Source organism: Azorhizobium sp. AG788 (assembly GCF_004364705.1).
Lineage (GTDB): Bacteria > Pseudomonadota > Alphaproteobacteria > Rhizobiales > Xanthobacteraceae > Azorhizobium > Azorhizobium caulinodans.
The window spans coordinates 638,956-658,158 of record NZ_SOBM01000001.1 but is presented as its reverse complement, the minus strand read 5'-3'; the positions used below and the strand labels follow the sequence as shown (position 1 = coordinate 658,158).

Annotated in this window: 11 protein-coding genes and 1 pseudogene; 7 read left to right on the top strand and 5 right to left on the bottom strand. The window is 67.4% G+C overall.

The genetic code is table 11. The features are described 5' to 3' along the window. The first annotated feature begins 74 nt into the window (after positions 1–74). Positions 75–1,319, top strand: coding sequence for a tyrosine--tRNA ligase (gene tyrS / locus DFO45_RS02980; protein WP_133863676.1), 1,245 nt, complete (start codon positions 75–77; stop codon positions 1,317–1,319). 81 nt (positions 1,320–1,400) lie between these two features. Here the strand turns inward: tyrS and DFO45_RS02975 are convergent, their stop codons facing one another. Both DFO45_RS02975 and DFO45_RS02970 read right to left on the bottom strand, forming a co-directional pair. Then, entirely contained in the window at positions 1,401–1,766 is a 366-nt protein-coding gene (locus DFO45_RS02975) for a hypothetical protein (RefSeq protein ID WP_133863675.1), read from the bottom strand. A 101-nt stretch (positions 1,767–1,867) separates the two neighbouring features. Beyond that, the gene (locus DFO45_RS02970) at positions 1,868–5,389 is read right to left on the bottom strand and encodes an AsmA-like C-terminal region-containing protein (protein ID WP_133863674.1); all 3,522 of its coding nucleotides are present in this window, start codon (positions 5,387–5,389) and stop codon (positions 1,868–1,870) included. 277 nt (positions 5,390–5,666) lie between these two features. Between DFO45_RS02970 and DFO45_RS25475 the strand changes: the two are divergent. The 3 genes and pseudogenes from DFO45_RS25475 to DFO45_RS02955 form a co-directional block, all read left to right on the top strand. After that, positions 5,667–6,110 (top strand): annotated as a pseudogene (locus DFO45_RS25475) (peroxiredoxin); the annotation flags it as partial. Positions 6,111–6,171: 61 nt separating this feature from the next. Then, the gene (locus tag DFO45_RS02960) at positions 6,172–6,786 is read left to right on the top strand and encodes a hypothetical protein (RefSeq protein WP_133863673.1); all 615 of its coding nucleotides are present in this window, start codon (positions 6,172–6,174) and stop codon (positions 6,784–6,786) included. Between the two features lie 107 nt (positions 6,787–6,893). Further along, positions 6,894–7,373: a nuclear transport factor 2 family protein gene (locus tag DFO45_RS02955; protein WP_208299732.1), complete on the top strand. Its 480-nt coding sequence runs from the start codon at positions 6,894–6,896 to the stop codon at positions 7,371–7,373. Positions 7,374–7,454: 81 nt separating this feature from the next. On the opposite strand, the gene prfB is transcribed toward DFO45_RS02955, so the two are convergent. From prfB to DFO45_RS02940, 3 genes are all read right to left on the bottom strand, one after another. Beyond that, positions 7,455–8,585 (bottom strand): peptide chain release factor 2, encoded by a 1,131-nt coding sequence (gene prfB, locus DFO45_RS02950; protein ID WP_012172147.1) that lies wholly within the window; start codon positions 8,583–8,585, stop codon positions 7,455–7,457. 142 nt (positions 8,586–8,727) lie between these two features. Continuing rightward, entirely contained in the window at positions 8,728–11,178 is a 2,451-nt protein-coding gene (locus DFO45_RS02945; RefSeq protein ID WP_012172148.1) for a penicillin-binding protein 1A, read from the bottom strand. A gap of 245 nt (positions 11,179–11,423) precedes the next feature. Then, complete coding sequence (locus DFO45_RS02940) at positions 11,424–12,719, bottom strand: N-acetylmuramoyl-L-alanine amidase (protein WP_245517931.1); 1,296 nt, start codon at positions 12,717–12,719, stop codon at positions 11,424–11,426. Between the two features lie 870 nt (positions 12,720–13,589). On the opposite strand from DFO45_RS02940, the gene DFO45_RS02935 reads away from it, so the two are divergent. From DFO45_RS02935 to zwf, 3 genes are all read left to right on the top strand, one after another. After that, the gene (locus DFO45_RS02935; RefSeq protein WP_133863672.1) at positions 13,590–16,877 is read left to right on the top strand and encodes a ribonuclease E/G; all 3,288 of its coding nucleotides are present in this window, start codon (positions 13,590–13,592) and stop codon (positions 16,875–16,877) included. Between the two features lie 316 nt (positions 16,878–17,193). Continuing rightward, positions 17,194–17,427: a 30S ribosomal protein S21 gene (rpsU, locus tag DFO45_RS02930; RefSeq protein WP_012172151.1), complete on the top strand. Its 234-nt coding sequence runs from the start codon at positions 17,194–17,196 to the stop codon at positions 17,425–17,427. Between the two features lie 252 nt (positions 17,428–17,679). Continuing rightward, positions 17,680–19,152: a glucose-6-phosphate dehydrogenase gene (zwf, locus tag DFO45_RS02925; RefSeq protein WP_012172152.1), complete on the top strand. Its 1,473-nt coding sequence runs from the start codon at positions 17,680–17,682 to the stop codon at positions 19,150–19,152. The last annotated feature ends 51 nt before the right edge of the window (positions 19,153–19,203 follow it).

Below are 19,203 nucleotides of genomic sequence, written 5' to 3'. Positions count from 1 at the left end.
CCCGCTCCGCCCGGTGCATTCCCGGCGAAGACCTGTTACATCACCGCTCCTTTCCGTCATCCGAACAGATCGACATGACCACCCTTCGCTCCGATTTCCTGCGCACGCTCCAAGAGCGCGGCTACATCCACCAGTGCTCGGATCTCGAGCGCCTCGACGCCAAGGCGAGCGAAGGGCCGATCACCGCTTATATCGGCTTCGATGCTACGGCCTCCTCGCTGCATGCCGGGCATCTGCTCTCCATCATGATGCTGCGCACGCTCCAGCGCACCGGGCACCGGCCCATCGCGCTCATGGGCGGCGGTACAACGAAGATCGGCGACCCGTCCGGCAAGGACGAGGCGCGCAAGATGCTCACCGATGCGCAGATCAACGAGAACATCGCCTCCATCCGCAAGGTGTTCGCCCGCTTCCTCGATTTCGATGGCGGCGCGATCATGGAGAACAATGCGAACTGGCTGGATGAGCTGAAGTACATCCCCCTGCTGCGCGAGGTGGGGCCGCACTTCACCATCAACCGCATGCTGACGTTCGATTCGGTGAAGCTGCGGCTGGAGCGCGAACAGCCCCTCACCTTCCTCGAATTCAACTACATGATCCTGCAGGCCTATGACTTCGTGGAGCTGAACAAGCGCCACGGCTGCACCCTGCAGATGGGCGGCTCCGACCAGTGGGGCAACATCGTCAACGGCATGGAGCTGGGCCGCCGCATGCACGGCGCCGAGTTGTTCGCGCTGACCACCCCGCTGCTGACCACCTCCTCCGGCGCCAAGATGGGCAAGACGGCGGGCGGTGCGGTGTGGCTCGATGCGGCGCTGCTGTCGCCTTACGAATACTGGCAGTACTGGCGCAATACCGGCGATGCGGACGTGGAGCGCTTCCTGAAGCTCTTCACCGAGCTGCCGCTGGACGAGATCGCCCGTCTCGCAGCCCTCGGGGGCCAGGAGATCAATCACGCCAAGGACGTGCTCGCCACCGAGGCGACCGCCCTGCTGCACGGCCGCGCCGCTGCGGAGGAGGCCAAGGCCACGGCCCGCGCCACCTTCGAGGAAGGGGCCCTCTCCACCAACCTGCCCACCATCGAGATCCCGGCGGCGGAGCTGAAGGCGGGTCTTGCCGCCAACAGCGCCTTCGTGACCGCCGGTCTCGTGCCCTCCACCAGCGAGGCGCGCCGCCAGATCAAGTCCGGCGGCCTCAAGGTGAATGACGCCACCGTCACCGACGAGAAGCTGGTGCTGGGCGAGCGTGACCTCACCGCCGAGGGCGTGATCAAGCTCTCCATGGGCAAGAAGAAGCACGTCCTCGTCCGCCCCGTGTGAGCGGACAGACGACGTTCAAAATAGGAGCGGCGGGCCATCGGCCCGCCGTTCGCGTTTCAGGAGCAGGACCGGTCGCCCCGCTCACTTTGCGGGCGTGAGCTGCTCCGTGCTGATCTTGCTGTCGCCCTTGAAGGCCCAGATGCCCTTGTAGCTGCCGTCGTCCTGCGCCACGTAGAGCGCGACGCCGGTGGAACCGTTGCCGGTGAAGGTCACGGCGATGAGGTCGTCGTCGCCGATGCCGTAGCCATCGAACTTGTCACCGTCGATCACCGAGACCACGCGGAAGGAATCCTTGCCCGTCTTGGTGATGGTCGCGGTGCCCTTGTAGGACGACTTGTCCTCGGAATTGTTGCCCTGCACGGCATATTTGCCCGGCCCCTTGGCGAGCGCCGGAGAAACCGCACCGACGAGCACAAGCGCCATGGAGGCGATGACAAGAGAACGCATCTGGAACTTCTCCCTAAACTTCCGCAACGGGAGATTTAGCAGAGCCGATCCTTCAGCGTCCATCGTTACTATAATAAGGGATACGAACATCCCGGCCCGCTCTACGGGGCCGGCGCGGTCTCCGTGGAGCTTCGGAACTCGAACATCTTGCGCAGGAAGCCCGGCGCCACGGCGGAGAGCGGATTGATGCGCAGGGCCGGCGCGGCCATGGGACCGGCCACCTCGAATGTCACGCCCACGAGGCCCTCGTTCGGCCCGCCGCCGAGGATATTGCCGAGGATGGGCAGCTTGCTGAACAGGTTGTTGAGCCCATACGCCGGCACGTAGGTGCCACGCATGTTGATGCGCTCGGCGGCGAAATCGATGGTGCCGTCGAAGGTGGCGCCCGCCACCGGTCCCCAGATGGCGCCGTCGCGGAAGGAAATCTTGCCGGTGGTGCGGGTGAACTGCGCCTGCGCCTTCTCGAACACGGCGGTGCCCTGCTCCACACGGCCCGAGCTGTCGCGGGCCGCCTGGCTCAGGCTGTCGAGGCCCGGCTCGCCGCGTACCACGAAGTCGCGCACGTTGATGACGCCGTTCTGGGGGGCGTTGTCGCCGCGCGGGGGATCGACGATCACCCACATCGTGCCGCCCTGGATCTTCTTGTAGATGTCGAGGAAGCGCAGCACGGCGCCCGCATCCGACGTGCTCACATAGAGCGCGCGCCGGGGGGTGTCGCCCCAGTTGCGGATCTCGCCCGCCAGGGTGCCCTCGCGCCCGGCCTTGGCGGTGAGCGCGAACGAGCGCAGCTCGCTGGAGCGCCGCCCCATGGCGAGGTCCACCTGCCGCAGCACCTCGCCATTGTTGCCGGTCACGGCGCCGATCTTGGCCTCCACGTCCACGTCCGGCGTCTTCTGGGTGTTCTTGGCACCGGAGGGCGTGCTCACGAGGCTCTTGAGGATGCCGCGTGCATCCATCACCTCGCCGGAGATGCGGATCTTGAGCACGTCGCCCGAGCGGTCCGCCTTCAGGCTCGCCTTGTCGCCGTCGCTCAACTGGAAGCTGGGGAAGTTCGCCGAGAGGATCTGGTTATCGTCGGAAAATTCGATCGAGCCCCGGATGTAGGTGCCCGAGCCCTCAAGGGTCAGGTCGTCGATCTTCAGGCTCTTGCCGGCGTCGTTGGAATTGAACTTCGCCTTCAGCGGATCGCCCGCCGGCTTGCTGAGGCCCGGCACCAGATCGAGGATGCGGGCCGCCGTCATGTCGAGTTCGATGGCGGCCTTGGTCTGGGTGTTGTTGGTTGTGCCCACCAGCTTCACCGCGATGGGGCCGGTGACGGCGGGAATGTCGAGGCCGAGCTTCTGGCGTGAGCCGTCGTCCAGCGTCGCGTTCACGCGCACGTCCGAATCGGCCTTGTCCTTGCGCTTGTTGTAATCGAACGTCACCAGCGCGCCCGCGATCTTGCCGTCGCCCCGCAACTGGACACCCGCGGGCGAGGCGAAGACGTCCACGCTCGCCCCTTCCAGGCGCTGGTTCTGGAAAATCTTGTCGACGCCAAAATCGGTGAGCTTGGCTTCCAGCGAATAGTCCACGTCGCCCGGCTGCGGCACCTTGCGGAACAGGATCTTCACCTGCAGCAGCGCCGACACCTTGCCGCGCGTGGTGGAGGGATCGAAAGCCTGCCCCTCGGAGCCCTTGATGGGGTCCATGCCGAGAATTTCGATGGCCGCATCCGCAGGGCCGTCGAACTTCACCTTCACGAGGCCGCTGGGCTCGCGCGGGAAATAATCGGGCATGTAATAGACGCCCTCGGACAGGGCGAGGCGCCGGTTCTGCGGCGTCACCACCGTGCCCTCGGGAATGTTCACCCGCACCGTGCGGCCGGTCACCACGATATTGAGCTTGGCGTTGGAGACCGGCGGCAGGCCCTTCACGGGGCGCAGCGTCACGGCGCTGGCGTTCATTTCAAGGCGCACCGCATCGTCCGGCAGCGGCACCGATTTCTGGCCGATGAGGTCGAGCGCCATCTTCACGGTGACGGTCGTGCCCTCGACCATACCGGCCGGGACATTCTCGATGACGAAGGTCCGCGCCGGGGGCGCGAGCGTGACCGGCCAGAAGCGCTTGACGGTGGAGGCCGGCATGCGCGAGCCCGTCGCCTTCATCTGGATGTAGGGCACGTCCACGCCGAAATCGAACAGGCCGGTGAAGCTGAGGCTGCCCACGGCGCTCGTCAGTTCGCCCTGATCGATGAGCAGCTTCCGGTCGGGCGGCGTAAAGCGGCCGGCGATGGTGACGCCGGTGAAGACGAGCGCGGGGTCCGGCATCTCGGGGCCCGCCAGCACCACGCCCACCTGAGAGATGGCATAGGGCCAGGGCTGGGCCGCCAGCGCCGGAACGGCGATGAGGCCCTTGAGCGCGATCCGGTTCTGGTTCTTCACCGCCATCAGAGGCTCGACGACGATGACGCGCTTTGCCGGATCGAGGGTGAGACGGGCTTCCGCCCGGTCGATGACGAAGCGCTCTTCCGGCTCCTCGCCGTTGCCGATCTCGCCCGCGCCCAGCACCACGTTGGCCTCGGCGGCCAGCACCCGGCCGTCGGTGGCAATCCGGGCCCGCAGGGAGGCGCCGAGCGGCGTGTCCATGTAGAAGCGCTTCAGGTCCTGGCTGAAGGCCTGCACCAGATCCTGTGTCGAGACGTCCTTCAGCTCGAAATCGATCTGCCGCTCGCCGTTGCGCGCCGGCGCGATGGTGGCGACCAGCGTGGCGAGCCCGTGCGGCTGCTGCGAGGTGAAGGTGAAGGTCGCCCCGCCCTCCGCCGTGCGGCCGAGGCGGATGCTCATGTTGTCGAAGGTGATCTGCCGCCCGGTGGCCTCGTTCTGCACCACGAGGCTGCCGTTCTTGAGGCCAATGTCCGAGAGGGCACCGCCATCGAAGCCGTTGCTCTCCAGCGCATTGAGGCCCTGCGCCAGCGCACGCAGAACGAGGGGATCGCCGCCGAGATCGGCGGCCTGCGGCGCGGGAACAGAACCGGGGACGGCACCCGGCGCGGCTGGGACCTGCGATGGCTGCGCCTGCGGGACGACGGGCGGCGCGTTGCCGCCGGGCTCCACCGGTGCGGCACCCGCGGAAATGGGACGCGCGCCCTTGCCGGCGGCCACCGCCAGTTCACCCTTCGCGCCGATGCGCAGGGTCATTTCCGCACCGATGAGATCGAAGCGGCGGGCCTTCAGCGAGAGAGTGAGCAGGCTGCCATCAAGCTCGACCTCGGCGCTGGGGGCACTCGCCACCACGGTGCCGTCGGGCTCGGTGACGGAGATGTCGCGGGCGATCACCAGCGTGGCGCCGCCGCTCATGGTCTCCACCGCCGTCGAGCCGATTCGCACCTTGTACTTGCCGTCGAGCCGCTCCTCGATGGCGCGCTCGATATAGGGAGTCGCGAGGTTGGCGGTGACGACCCCCTGAGCGATCAGGAAATAGAGCACGAGCGCGGCAAGGCCGGCGATGCCGATGAGACCCAGAAAGAGGCCGGTCGCAATGCGGGCCGGACGCGAACGCGGAATCAGCGCACCCGCGAGGCCATGCAGGCGCGACCGGCGCGGCATTCGGACTGCCGGCTTCAACTGCCCCCGGTCTTCGCTCATGCCTTCCGCATCCTCCGGCAGCACCCTGGCACGCCCCCGTGCCCCGTGTCGGACCGCAGGCAGAATGACCAATCCGGTCCTCGAAGCAAGGACATGTCCCCACAAAGGGACAGGCGCGCACGCTTCGCGCCCGCGTCCGCATCGCACTGTGTCCGGCGCCGCACAGCCGGGCTCACGGTTTGCCGATCCGATCCGCAGGTCTCATCGTATGCGCCTCTATGACGTGGTCACGTCGAAAGGAAGGCAGATGTCACAGATCCCCGCCATCGGCACCCCGGCTCCGGCCTTCACCCTGCCCCGCGACGGGGGCGGCGAGGTCTCGCTGAAGGACTTCGCCGGGCGCAAGCTGGTGCTCTATTTCTACCCGAAGGCCGACACGCCCGGCTGCACCAAGGAAGCCATCGCCTTCAACGGCCTGCGCGCCGAATTCGCCGCCGCCGACACCGCCATCCTCGGCGTCTCCGCCGATGCGGTGAAGGCCCAGGACAAGTTCAAGACCAAATACACGCTGGAGTTTCCCCTCGGCTCGGACGAAACCCACGCGATGCTGGAGGCCTATGGCGTGTGGGCCGAGAAGAGCATGTACGGCAAGACCTACATGGGCGTGTCGCGGGCGACGCTGCTCATCGGCCGCGACGGCAAGGTGGCGCAGGTCTGGCCGAAGGTGAAGGTGGACGGCCACGCCGAGGACGTGCTGAAGGCCGCGCAGGCGCTGGACTGAGCTTGCATGAACAGCGTCGCCGCATCACCCTACCGCCGTGCGCAGAGGGGGGAATGCGGCGATGCAGCTCTGGCAGTACGTGATCACGACGGACGCGGGCAAGGCGCCCAACTATGACGCTCCCGCAGCGACGCTCGCCATTTGCAAGCCGCAGATTCGCAAGCGCGCGGAGATCGGTGATCTGGTCGTTGCCTATGCCGGATCTGGGCTTCGCAGGAACCCGCACGCCGTCGTCTGGGGCGGCATCGTCAGCGGAAAAATGACATTCAGCGAATACTGGGATGCGCCGGACTTCCAGGGCAAGAAGCCCGGAGCCTGCTGCCATCCGGACAACATATATCGGCCGGTTGGGAACTCCTTCGTTCAGGTCCAAAACTGTAGTCACGACCCGTCTCAAAAGGCGCGAGATCTCAGTTGCTTGAACGTTCTTGTTTTCGAGCGTTTCTGGCGCATTGGACCCGACAAGGAACCACCCAGCATCATCAGTTCACGACTGGAAATGACCGCCCGGCGCGGCCACAGGCGCTCTCCGGTCACGGCAGACGAGTTGGCGGTTTGGATCGCTTGGCTGGAGGAACATTCGATACCGGCAGACCGAGGCTGCGGCCCAGACGGCATATGCTGCCGATCGAGACAGATGAAGCGGAAGCGGAAAGGGGCTCACCCGATCTGCTGAAGTTCAGACCAACCCGCGCGCTTGGCAGGCCACTCCCAACTGGTATGCTACCATACAGTCACAGCCCGCATTTCATGACGGCGCCCAAGTGACGAACGGGAGGAAACATGAACAACGAGATGATGCCCGGCCAGTCGCGCCGGCTGGTTCTGCGTTCCGCCGCGGCCGCCTTCGTGGCCACCGCCGTTCTGCCGGTCTCGATGGCGCTGGCGGCAGAGGATGACACCCGTCAGGTGGAGACCGCTGTCACGGCTCTCAAGGATGCCATGCTGTCCGGCGACGGGGCCAAGCTGAAAGCCCTCACCCTCGACCAGTTGACCTACGGCCATTCCAACGCGCGACTGGAGGACAAGGCGGCCTTCGTGGCCAGCCTCGACGGCAAGAATGCCTTCAAGTCCATCAATCTCAGCGACCAGACGGTGCAGATCGTCGGGGACGTGGCCGTGGTGCGCCACACCTTCGATGCGGTGAACAATCTGCCGGACGGCAAGACCAGCACCGCGCACATCAAGGTGCTTCAGGTCTGGAAGAAGGCCGACGGCAGCTGGAAGCTGCTGGCCCGGCAGGCCGCGCCCCTGCCGGCGTGAACGGCAAGCGGTAAGGGCTCAGGCACTGCGCGCCCCACACCGGACGGCGCTCTCAATGGGGCGCCGTCCGCTCGGGACGACTTACTCCACGTCCTCGACCTGGCCCGGGCCGCCGCCATAGGCGCGCTGGGCGAGGGCCGCTTCCATGAAGGGATCGAGATCGCCGTCGAGCACCTCCTGCGGGGTGCCCGAGGTGACGCCCGTGCGCAGGTCCTTCACCAGCTGATAGGGCTGGAGCACGTAGGAGCGGATCTGGTGGCCCCAGCCGATGTCGGTGCGGGCGGCCTGCTCGGCGGCGGCGGCCTCCTCGCGCTTCTTCAGCTCCATCTCGAACAGCTTGGCGCGCAGCATGTTCCACGCGGTGGCGCGGTTCTTGTGCTGGGACCGGTCGCCCTGCGAGACCACGGCGATGCCGGTGGGAATGTGGGTCAGTCGAACCGCCGATTCGGTCTTGTTCACGTGCTGGCCGCCGGCGCCGCCGGAGCGCATGGTGTCCACGCGCACGTCGCTCTCGTTGATCTCCACCACGATGCGGTCGTCGATGACCGGATAGACGTCGATGGAGGCAAAGGAGGTCTGGCGGCGGGCATTGGAATCGAAGGGAGAGATGCGCACCAGACGGTGCACGCCGGCCTCGGTCTTCAGCCAGCCATAGGCGTTGTGGCCCTTCACGATGATGGTCGCGGACTTGAGGCCCGCCTGTTCGCCGGCGGACTCGTCCACCAGTTCCACCTTGAAGCCGTGCCGCTCGCACCAGCGCCGGTACATGCGCAGGAGCATCTCGGCCCAGTCCTGGCTGTCGGTGCCGCCCGCACCCGCATGGACTTCCAGATAGGTGTCGTTGGAATCGGCTTCGCCCGAGAGCAGGGCGTCGAGTTCGCGCCGGGCCAGTTCCGCCTTGAGGGCATCGAGCGCCCCGGCGGCTTCCGTGATCACGCTTTCGTCGCCTTCCGCCTCACCGAGCTCGATCAGCTCGATATTGTCGGTGAGATCGCGGGTGATGCGGTCGATGGCGTTCAGCGCATCCTCCAGGGAGGTGCGCTCCTGCATGATCTTCTGCGCCCGCTCCGGATCGTCCCACAGGGTGGGGTCCTCGGCGATGGCGTTGAGTTCCGCGAGGCGCCGGCGCGAGCGGTCCACGTTGAGATGCTGACGCAGCAGATCAACGGAAGCATTGATCTCGTCGACTTTCGCGGCGAGCTCCGCACGCATGGCTTACCTAACTCCGGATTTGGGCGGCGGAACGTAGCGGCGACGGGGCGCTGTGTAAACGCCCGGCACCGTGGCGCGCCGGATAAAGCACAAGGAGGCCCGCACACGGCGGACCTCCCGGTCGAAACGTCAAAGGGGCAGGTCAGTAGAGGCCGCCCGTGCCCGAGCGCACCGCCCGATCCGCCTCCGGCGTGACGCCGATGGAGGCGTCCGTGGTGCCGATGACGGAATAGCTGTCGGGCGGGGCGGTGCCGGGTTTGAAGCCTTCGAGGATGGACGCCTCACCCGGACCCGCGCGCAGGCCGGTCTTCGGGTTTATGCGCACCAGCTTGATGCCCGGCGGCACGCGGAAGGGAACGGCCGGCTTGTCGCCCAGCGCGCTCTTCATGAAGTCGCGGACGATGGGCGCGGTGAGCACGCCGCCGGTGGAGCCCTTGCCCATGGCGCGGGGGCGGTCGTAGCCCAGATACATGCCCACCACCATGTCGGGGGTGAAGGCGATGAACCAGGCGTCCTTCTCGTCATTGGTCGTGCCGGACTTGCCGGCGACGGGGCGGCCGAGATCCTTGAGCGCGGTACCGGTGCCGCGCTGGATCACGCCCTCCATCATGGCGGTGATCTGATAGGTGCTCATGGCGTCGAGCACCACCGGGCGGCGGTCGAGCAGGGTCGGCTCGGGCTGGTTCTGCCAGGAGGTGGCGTCGCAGCCGCGGCACTCGCGCTCGTCATGCCGGAAGATGGTGTGGCCGTAGCGGTCCTGCACGCGGTCAATGAGCGAGGGCGTCACCTTGCGCCCGCCATTGGCGATGATCGCATAGGCGCCGACCATGCGCATGAGCGTGGTCTCGCCCGCGCCCAGCGACATGGAGAGCACCGGCAGCATGTCGTCATAGACGCCGAAGCGCTTGGCGTAATCGGCGATGAGCGGCATGCCGATGTCCTGCGCGAGGCGCACGGTCATCACGTTACGCGACTGTTCGAGGCCGAAGCGCAGCGTCTGCGGACCGTAGAACTTCTTGGCGTAGTTCTCCGGCGCCCACACGCCGAGACCGGGCCCCTGGTCGATCTCGATGGGCGCGTCCAGCACCACGGTGGAGGGCGTGTAGCCATTGTCCAGCGCGGCGGAATAGACGATCGGCTTGAAGGAGGAACCGGGCTGGCGCAGCGCCTGCGTGGCGCGGTTGAACTGACTCTCATCGTAGGAGAAGCCGCCCACCATGGCGAGCACTCGGCCGGTGCGGGGCTCCATCACCGTGATGGCGCCCTCGATCTCCGGGATCTGGTGCAGGCGATACTGCCCGTCCTTGCCGGGAATGGCCTCCACATAGATGACGTCGCCGGTCTTCAGCACCTGCGAGACGGACGAGACGGCACGGCCGGCATCCGGTCCCTTCACCCAGCGCGCCCACTTCACGCCGTCCAGATTGATGAGGCCCACGTCGCGGGCGCTCGAGATGCCGCCGGAGCGGTCCTTGGGCGGCTGGAGGCCGATGCGCGCGGTGTCCTTGCCGGCGTCCAGCACCACCGCGAGCTTCCAGGGGATGTCGTAGAAGGTCTTGGCCTCGGCGAGCTTGGGACCCCAGTCGCCGGCGAACTCGATCTTGGTCACCGGGCCGCGCCAGCCGCGCTGCTCGTCGAAGCGGATGAGGCCGTCCATCAGCGTCTTCTTGGCGATGGACTGGAGGCGCGGGTCGAGCGCGGTCCGCACCGAGAGGCCGCCCTCATAGAGCTTGGTCTCGCCATAGCGCTCGTAGATCTGGCGGCGCACTTCCTCGGCATAATATTCGGCCGCGAAGATGTGGGCGCCGGTCGGGCGCGGGGTGACCTCGAGCGGGCTCTTCTTGGCCGTCTCCGCCTGGGCGGCGGTGATGTAGCCGTTCTCGGCCATGCGATCGATCACCCAGTTGCGGCGTTCGATGGCACGGTCGGTGTTGCGATAGGGATTATAGGAGGACGGCGCCTTGGGCAGGGCCGCGAGATAGGCCGCCTGCTGGATGTTCAGATCCTCGACCGACTTGTCGAAATAGGTCAGCGCGGCGGCGGCGATGCCGTAGGAGCCGGAGCCGAGATAGATCTCGTTCAGGTACAGCTCCAGGATTCGGTCCTTGGAATAGGTACGCTCGATGCGCAGCGCCAGCAGGGCTTCCTTGATCTTGCGGTCGATCGAGACCTCGTTGGTCAGGAGGAAGTTCTTGGCCACCTGCTGGGTGATGGTGGAGGCGCCCTGCGGACGGCGGCTGGTGCCGAGGTTCTGCAGATAGAACATGCCGGCGCGAAAGATGCCGGTGGGGTCGATGCCGCCGTGCTCGTAGAAATTCTTGTCCTCGGCCGAGAGGAAGGCCTCGACCACGAGCTTCGGCACCGACTGGATGGGGACGTACAGGCGCTTCTGTCGGGCGTATTCCGCCACCAGCGAACCGTCGCCCGCATGGACGCGGGTCATCACCGGGGGCTCGTAATTCTGAAGCTGGGTGTAGTCCGGCAGGTCCTGGGAATATTTCCACACGAAATAGGTGGCACCGGCCGCACCGACGAGGAGCGCCAGCGTGCCGAGAGCAAACAGGAAGCCGAAGAACCTCAACACCAGCCGCATTTCGCCGGCTCCCTCCCCGACAGCCGGCCCCTGTGGGAGGCGGCCGAACAGACCAATGGCGACAAGATACCCACGGGCACGCCTGTTCCAGGCGGCGCCGCGCGGGCCATCCTTAACGCAATGCGTATCCCTAGGCTATGTTGGCGAACTGTGGCTGCTTCACGGCCAATCGCGGCCGGGCGAAGCCACAGCCGGATTAAAAGACGGTAACGCTGTCGGGACCGTGTGCCGGCAATCCACTGCTTTCACTGGGGCACGGCGGCTGGTGCGGCACCGGCGACACGGCTGGCGAAGAAGTCGTTGATGGCGGTCTGCATGGCGTCGGCCATCTTGTCGCGCCACGCCCCCGAGGTCATGTGCTTCAGGTCTTCCGGACTCGACATGTAGCCGAGTTCCACCAGCACGGACGGGACATCGTGGGCCTTCAGCACCCGGAAGCCCGCCGACTTGATGGGCGACTTGTGGAGGCGCGCCGCCGTCTTCATGGTCCCGACGAGGGTTTTCGCGAACAGCATGGAAAAGCTCTTGGTCTCGCGCTGGGCGAGGTCGAAGAGGATGTCCGCCACCTGGCTGCTCTCGTCGGAGGAATCGATGCCCGCGATGGCGTCGGCCTTGTTCTCCTTCTCCGCCAGATGCGCCGCGTCCGCATCGCTCGCCTGATCGGACAGGGTATAGACGCTGGCGCCGCGCGCCTGCCCGTCCCCCTGCGCCAGCGCATCCGCATGGATCGAGACGAACAGAGCCGCGCGATTGTTGCGTGCGATCCGCACGCGCTCACCCAGCGGCACGAAGACGTCGGTGGAACGGGTCAGCACCACCCGGTAGCGCCCGGTTCGCTCCAGCTTGTCCCGGAGCGCCAGCGCCACATCGAGCACGATGGTCTTCTCGGTGAAGGCGGAATAGCCCGTCGTGCCCGAATCGAGCCCGCCATGGCCGGGGTCGATCACCACCACCGGCCGGCGGTCGTCGGGCGCAGCCGGCGCGCTGTCGGCGGCCGGGGGCGGCGCGAGCTCGGTAGCGGTGGCGACTGAGCGGGCAAAGGTATCGGCATCGGTCTTCACCAGTTCCACCACCAGACGGGCCGGCTGGTCGTCCTGCGCGGGAAGCACGAAGGCCTTGTCCACCAGCACCGGATCGGAGGCGTCCAGCACCATGCGCGCCTTGCCGGGGGCGAAGACGCCGAAGCGATAGGCGGAAACGAGGCCCCGCCGCAGGTCGCGATTGTCCGCCTTGAAGGCAAAGGTCACGTCCGTGAGATCGACGATGACGCGGGTGGGATTGGCCAGCGTGAAGGCGCGGAACTCCACCGGCCGGCTCAGATCCACCACAAGGCGCGTGCGCTGGTCGTCGCCCGCGAGACGCACCTCCTGCGCGGTGGCCGGACCCGAGGTCGGGGCGCCGGATGAGGCGGCACGGGCGGCGACCTTCAACGGATCAGGCTTGGCCTCGACCTTGGCCGGAGCAGCGCCCGCCGATGCCTCGCCCGCCCATGCGGCCGGGGCGGACCAGGCGAAGGCCGCTGCAAAAAATATCGCCAGCACAGAACCGGAACGAAACGTCGGGATCTTGATACCGGAAGACGAGATCGCCGCTCCCGCGCGACGCCGGGCGCCGCAGGCCAGAACGGGAAGAGGAGAACGCTGGAGCGTCGGCACTTCGACCTTCCGTATCCGCTGCGATAGTCCTACTCGATACGGGCGTCGGCGTTAACTCACCGTTGATCCCGCGCCCGTTCCCGGCAGGAAGCTGTGGCGCCGCTACCACACAACCGCCATGCGGCAAGTCGTGGCGGACAAAGCCGTCGCGAGGCTGTTCACGGCGTCTCTGCCTAACAAGCTGGCAGCCCACGGCGCGTGCATCATCCTTGCCAAAGATGGCGCGGGGCGAGTATGAAGAAAACGCATATGGTTTGCGCTCCGGAATTCGCCTCTGGCCTTCCTGAAACCGCAGCTTCCCATGGGCGCGGCCCTTCCCCGGGACGCGACCCTTCCAGCGCAGGCGCTCCGCGGGAGGCCGTCTGCGGCGAAGGCGTGAAAGCGCGCTTCGCGGCCCACCGGCCCCACGCAAGCGCGGGCACGGTACCGGTTCGAGGGATGGGCTGTTAGGTCGCACGGATGCCGAGGACTGCCCCGATCACAAGGGGACAAGCAGCCATGTGCTTGGGTCGGACACGGGTCCGTCCCCATGTTTCGCTGAGGGACGAGTAGCCGAGGGCATGGACGTTCTATCGCACGAACAGCACGCCGAGCGTGCTCCCGTGTGGCCCGATGCCGAAGGTGTCGTGAGGACGCCTGCGCGCTGCCGATCCTCTGTCCTTTTCCGCCATCACATCCGGTGTCTGAACGGGTCGCGGGCCTTGCCCCGGCGCCCATGGAAGCGCACGCGCTCCGACGCCGCGAAGAGAGATTTCCATGGCAAACAAGATGCTTATCGATGCCACCCACCCGGAGGAGACCCGGGTGGTGGTCGTGCGCGGCAACCGGGTTGAGGAATTCGACTACGAGTCCGCATCCCGCAAGCAGCTGCGCGGCAACATCTATCTCGCCAAGGTCACGCGCGTGGAGCCCTCGCTCCAGGCGGCCTTCATCGAATATGGCGGCAACCGCCACGGCTTCCTCGCCTTCAGCGAGATCCATCCCGACTACTACCAGATCCCCGTCGCCGACCGTCAGGCTCTGATCGAGGAAGAGGAGCGCGCCGCCCGCGCCGCCGAGGACGAGGAGGAGCGCCGCGAGCGCCGCCGCGAGCGGTCCCGCCACAAGCGCGCCGCCGCCCCCGAGGTCGAGGCCGCCGACGAGGAAGCCGAGGACAGCGACGTCGAGGAAGTCGAGGACGAGGAAGTCATCGACACCATCGAGGACGGCACCATCATCTCCTCCTTCTCCGACGAGGAGGACGACGAGGACGAGGATGAGGACGCCGAGGTCGAGCCGCTCGACCCGGAGACGCTGCCCCGCGAGACCGACGTCGCCCACATCGCTGCCGCCGAGGATGGCGTCGAGGCCGATGCGCCGGTGGTGAGCCACGCCGCGGAGTCCGCGGCTGAAGCCGAGCCTGAGGCCGCTGCCCCCGAGGCGCCGGCTGAAGCCCTGCCCGCGCCCGCCGAGCAGCCCGTCCAGCCGGAAGCCGAGACCCAGGTTGAGGCCGAGCAGGCCGCCGCCGCCGAAGTCGAATCGAAGCCCATGCTGGCCTCGGGCGACGCCGTGCTGAGCGAGCCGGTCGAGCCGGCGCCCGCCACCGGGTCCGAAGCGCCGGAAGCCTCTGCGGCCAACGACGCCGGTGAAGAGGCCACGGACGTCGGCGCCTCCGAGGCGGACGCTGCCGAGGGCGAAGGCGCCGAAGTCGAGGCGGAAGCCGAGCCCGTGCGCGCGCCGCGCGAGGATCGCCGCCGCCGCCGCTCCCGCCACCGCAACCGCAAGCCCGTCGAGGATGAGACGGACGGCGAGAGCGAGGACGGCGAAGAGGAAGACGAGGGCGTGGAGCAGATGGGCTCCGACGACGCGCTGGAGGAGGTGCCCGAGCGCGCGCCCCAGCGTCGTGCCCGCACCTACAAGATCCAGGAAGTCATCCGCCGCCGCCAGGTGATGCTGGTGCAGGTGGTCAAGGAGGAGCGCGGCAACAAGGGCGCCGCCCTCACCACCTATCTCTCGCTCGCCGGCCGCTACTCGGTGCTCATGCCGAACACCGCCCGGGGCGGCGGCATCTCGCGCAAGATCACCAATGCGGTCGACCGCAAGCGCCTGAAGGAAGTGGTGCAGGAGCTGGAGGTGCCCGAAGGGATGGGCATCATCCTGCGCACCGCTGGCGCCAACCGCACCAAGGTGGAGATCAAGCGCGACTTCGAATATCTCCTGCGCCTGTGGGAGACGGTGCGCGAGCTGACGCTGACCTCCAGCGCGCCGAACCTCGTCTATGAGGAAGGCTCCCTCATCAAGCGCGCGATCCGCGATCTCTACAGCAAGGAGATCGACGAGATTCACGTGGCCGGCGAGGAGGGCTTCCAGGAAGCCCGCGACTTCATGCGCATGCTCATGCCGAGCCATGCGAAGAATGTCATTGCCTATCGCGAGCCGCAGCCGATCTTCGCCAAGTATGGCGTGGAGCATCAGCTCGACGCGATGTTCTCGCCCGTCGTCCAGCTCAAGAGCGGCGGCTACATCGTCATCAACCCGACCGAGGCCCTGGTCTCCATCGACGTGAACTCCGGCCGCGCCACGCGCGAGCACCACATCGAGGACACCGCGCTCAAGACGAACATGGAAGCCGCCGAGGAAATCGCCCGGCAGCTCCGCCTGCGCGATCTCGCGGGCCTGATCGTCATCGACTTCATCGACATGGAGGAGAAGCGCAACAACCGGTCGGTGGAGCGCAAGCTCAAGGATTGCCTGAAGAACGACCGCGCCCGCATCCAGGTGGGCCGCATCTCGCACTTCGGTCTCATGGAGATGTCCCGCCAGCGCATCCGCACTGGCGTGCTCGAAAGCTCCATCGAGGTGTGCCCCGTCTGCGGCGGCACCGGCCATGTCCGTTCCGCCGCCTCGGTGGCGCTCCAGCTGCTGCGCGCGCTGGAAGAGCAGCTCCTGCGCTCGGCCAGCCACAATCTCATCGCCCGCACCCGCGGCGAGGTGGCGCTCTACGTGCTCAACCACAAGCGCGCGCACCTGCGCGAGCTGGAAGACCGCTTCTCCGTCACCCTCATCGTCCAGGCGGACGAGAGCGTGACCGGACACCAGCCCTTCCTGATCGAGAAGGGCGAGATCGCCGCCCCGCCCGCGCCCGCGCCGCGCCTCAGCTCCGCCGTCCATCCCGATTCCATCCTGCCGGATGAGGATTATGAGGACGATGAGGAGGAACTGGAGGAGAGCGCCGAGGCGGAAGCCGAGGACGAAAGCGAGGGCGAGGCCGTCGCGTCCGAGCGCGGCGACGATCAGCCGCGCAAGCGTCGCCGCCGCCGCCGTCGGCGGGGGGGCGAGCGCGAATCGCGCGCCGATGACGCCAACGGCTCCGACGAGGACGGCGCCGAGGGCGATGACGAGACCGAATCCGCATCCGGCGAGGGCGCCGACGAAGCCCGGGCCGAGGGCGAGGACCGCTCAGAGGCCGACAGCGCCGAGCGCCGCCGCCGCCGCCGCGGCCGCCGTGGCGGTCGCCGCAATCGCCGCGAGGGCGAGGCCGGTTCCGGTGACGAGACCTCCGCAGACGCCGAAGCCGATGGCGAGAGCGCGGAAGGCGAGGGCCTCGAGAGCGACGGCCAAGAGCCGGCGCGCGCGCTGAGCTTCCCCGGCCAGGAGACCTTCGCGGAGATCGAGGCCACCTCGAGCGAATCCCCCTCCCACGAAGCGAGCTCCCACGAGCCCCCCGTCACCGCCGATGCCCCGCTGCCGGAGCCGGTCGTAGTTCCCGAGGTTCTGGCGCCGGCGCCCGCTGCCGAGCCCGAGGCGCCTGCCGCCCCGGCCCCCCGTCGCCGGTCCACGGTGCGCGAGAAGGCACCCGTGAGCGGCGCCGCAAGCTCCGCGCCCGCCGAGGCCGCTCCGGCGCCGCAGGCTCCCGCGGAACCCGCGTCCGAGCCGGTGGAGGCCGCCCCCGAATCCCCGGTCGAGCGGGCGGTGGCGCAGGCGGAAGAGGCGCCTGCAGCGCCAGCCGCCCCGCCCGCCAAGCCGCGCACCGGCTGGTGGCAGCGCAAGCTGTTCGGCGAGTGAGCCCTGTTTGGGCGAGAGACTCTTTGAGTGATCTTGGAACGGCGCCTTCGGGCGCCGTTCTGCTTTCAGGGGTCTGGAACGCCGGCCCTCGCCCCTGAGACGACCGTCAGCGGATCAAGAGCCAGCAATGCAATGCGGCGCCTCGAAAGCGTGATCGGATTCTCTGCCGCCACAGGTGGACAAGGCAGGCGTGCCCTGATATGGAAGCGCTCCTTCGGGAGATTGGCCCCGGGCGCTGAAGCGTTTGCGGACCAAGGCTTTCGATCCCAGATTTTATTGACGCTCGCTCGGCGCAACAGCTCGAAGAGGGATACACGTGCAAGTTCTCGTCCGCGATAACAATGTCGATCAGGCCCTCAAGGCGCTCAAGAAGAAGATGCAGCGCGAGGGGATCTTCCGCGAGATGAAGCTGCGTGGCCACTACGAGAAGCCGTCCGAGAAGCGCGCCCGCGAGGAAGCGGAAGCCGTTCGTCGCGCTCGCAAGCTCGCCCGCAAGCGCGCCCAGCGTGAAGGCCTGCTGCCCTCCAAGCCGCGTCCCGCCGGCCGCTGAGGCTGAGGGCCGACCCGTCGGCCGATAAATTCGAGTTGAGCCAGACACCCGCGTGGCCGCTGCCGCGCGGGTGTTTTGCGTTTTGTCCCTCCCCGGCCCGGCAACGCCGGACGGCCGCGCGCCCTGGTCGCGAGGGAACTTCACCGCGGCCTTAACGTTCCCGCCCGATGGTCGCATCATCGACGCGAAGGATTTGCTAGAAGGGTCCTTTGACGACGGTGTTCGGCCTTGGGCCGGGTCTGGAGAGTTGAGATGGTTGCTCGCGTCATAACCGTGGATCCGTTTGACATCGTGGTGTTCGGCGCCACTGGGGATCTGGCGAAACGCAAGCTGCTGCCCGCCCTCTATGAGCGCGACCTCGCCGGGCAGATCCCGCCCGACGCCCGCATCATCGGCGTCTCCCGTCGTCCCATGTCGCGGGGCGAGTTCCAGGAACTGGCCCGCGATTCGGTGGAGGATCGCGACGGCATCGACACCATCGAGGCCCAGCGCCTCGCCCGCTTCCTCGACCGCGTGGACTATGTGGCGGTGGATGCGGTCTCCGACGAAGGCTGGACCGACCTGAAGGCGCGCCTCTCCGAAGGCGGCGACCGGGTGCGCGTGTTCTATCTCGCGGTGGGGCCGGACCTCTTCGACGACATCTGCAGCCGCATCGGCGCCCATGGCCTCGTCACGCCCCAGAGCCGCGTGGTGGTGGAAAAGCCGGTGGGCAAGAATCTCGCCTCGGCCCGCAAGGTCAATGAGGCGGTGGGCCGGGTCTTCCCGGAAGACTCGATCTTCCGCATCGACCACTATCTCGGCAAGGAGACGGTGCAGAACCTGATGGCGCTGCGCTTCGCCAATGCCCTGTTCGAGCCGGTGTGGAACAACGCCCATATCGACCATGTGCAGATCACGGTGGCCGAGAGCATCGGCACCGCCGGGCGCGCGGGCTATTACGACACCGCCGGCGCCCTGCGCGACATGGTGCAGAACCACATCCTCCAGCTGCTCTGCCTTGTCGCCATGGAGCCGCCCGTCTCCATGGATGCGGACGCGGTGCGCGACGAGAAGCTGAAGGTGCTGAAGGCCCTCGTGCCCATCGACGAGCGCAGCGCCCCGCATCTGACCGTGCGCGGCCAGTATCGCTCAGGCGCCTCGGCCGGTGGCGCGGTGCCGGGCTATCTCGAAGAACTCGGATCGCCCGAGAGCGACACCGAGACCTTCGTCGCCCTGCGCGCGGAGATCGCCAACTGGCGCTGGGCCGGCGTGCCCTTCTATCTGCGCACGGGCAAGCGCCTGCCCTCCCGCGTCTCGGAAATCGTCGTGGCCTTCCGGCCCATCCCCCATTCCGTCTTCGACGGGCAGGCGGGGCCGATCATGGCCAACCGCCTCGTCATCCGCCTTCAGCCGGATGAGGGTGTGAAGCTGTGGCTGATGATCAAGGATCCCGGCCCGGGCGGCATGCGCCTCCAGCACGTGCCCCTCGACATGAGCTTTGCAGAGGCCTTCGGGGTGCGTAACCCAGACGCCTACGAGAGGCTGCTGATGGACGTGGTGCGCGGCAACCAGACCCTGTTCATGCGCCGCGACGAAGTGGAAGCGGCGTGGAAATGGATCGATCCCATCCTGGAAGCCTGGCGCAATTCCCACGAGCCGCCCAAGCCCTATACGGCCGGCACCTGGGGACCCTCCGCCTCCATCGCGCTCATCGAGCGCGACGGCCGCACCTGGATGGATGACTGACGCCTGCCGCGTGACCCTGGCTCCGGCCGGGGACCGCCCTGCCCTTCCGGC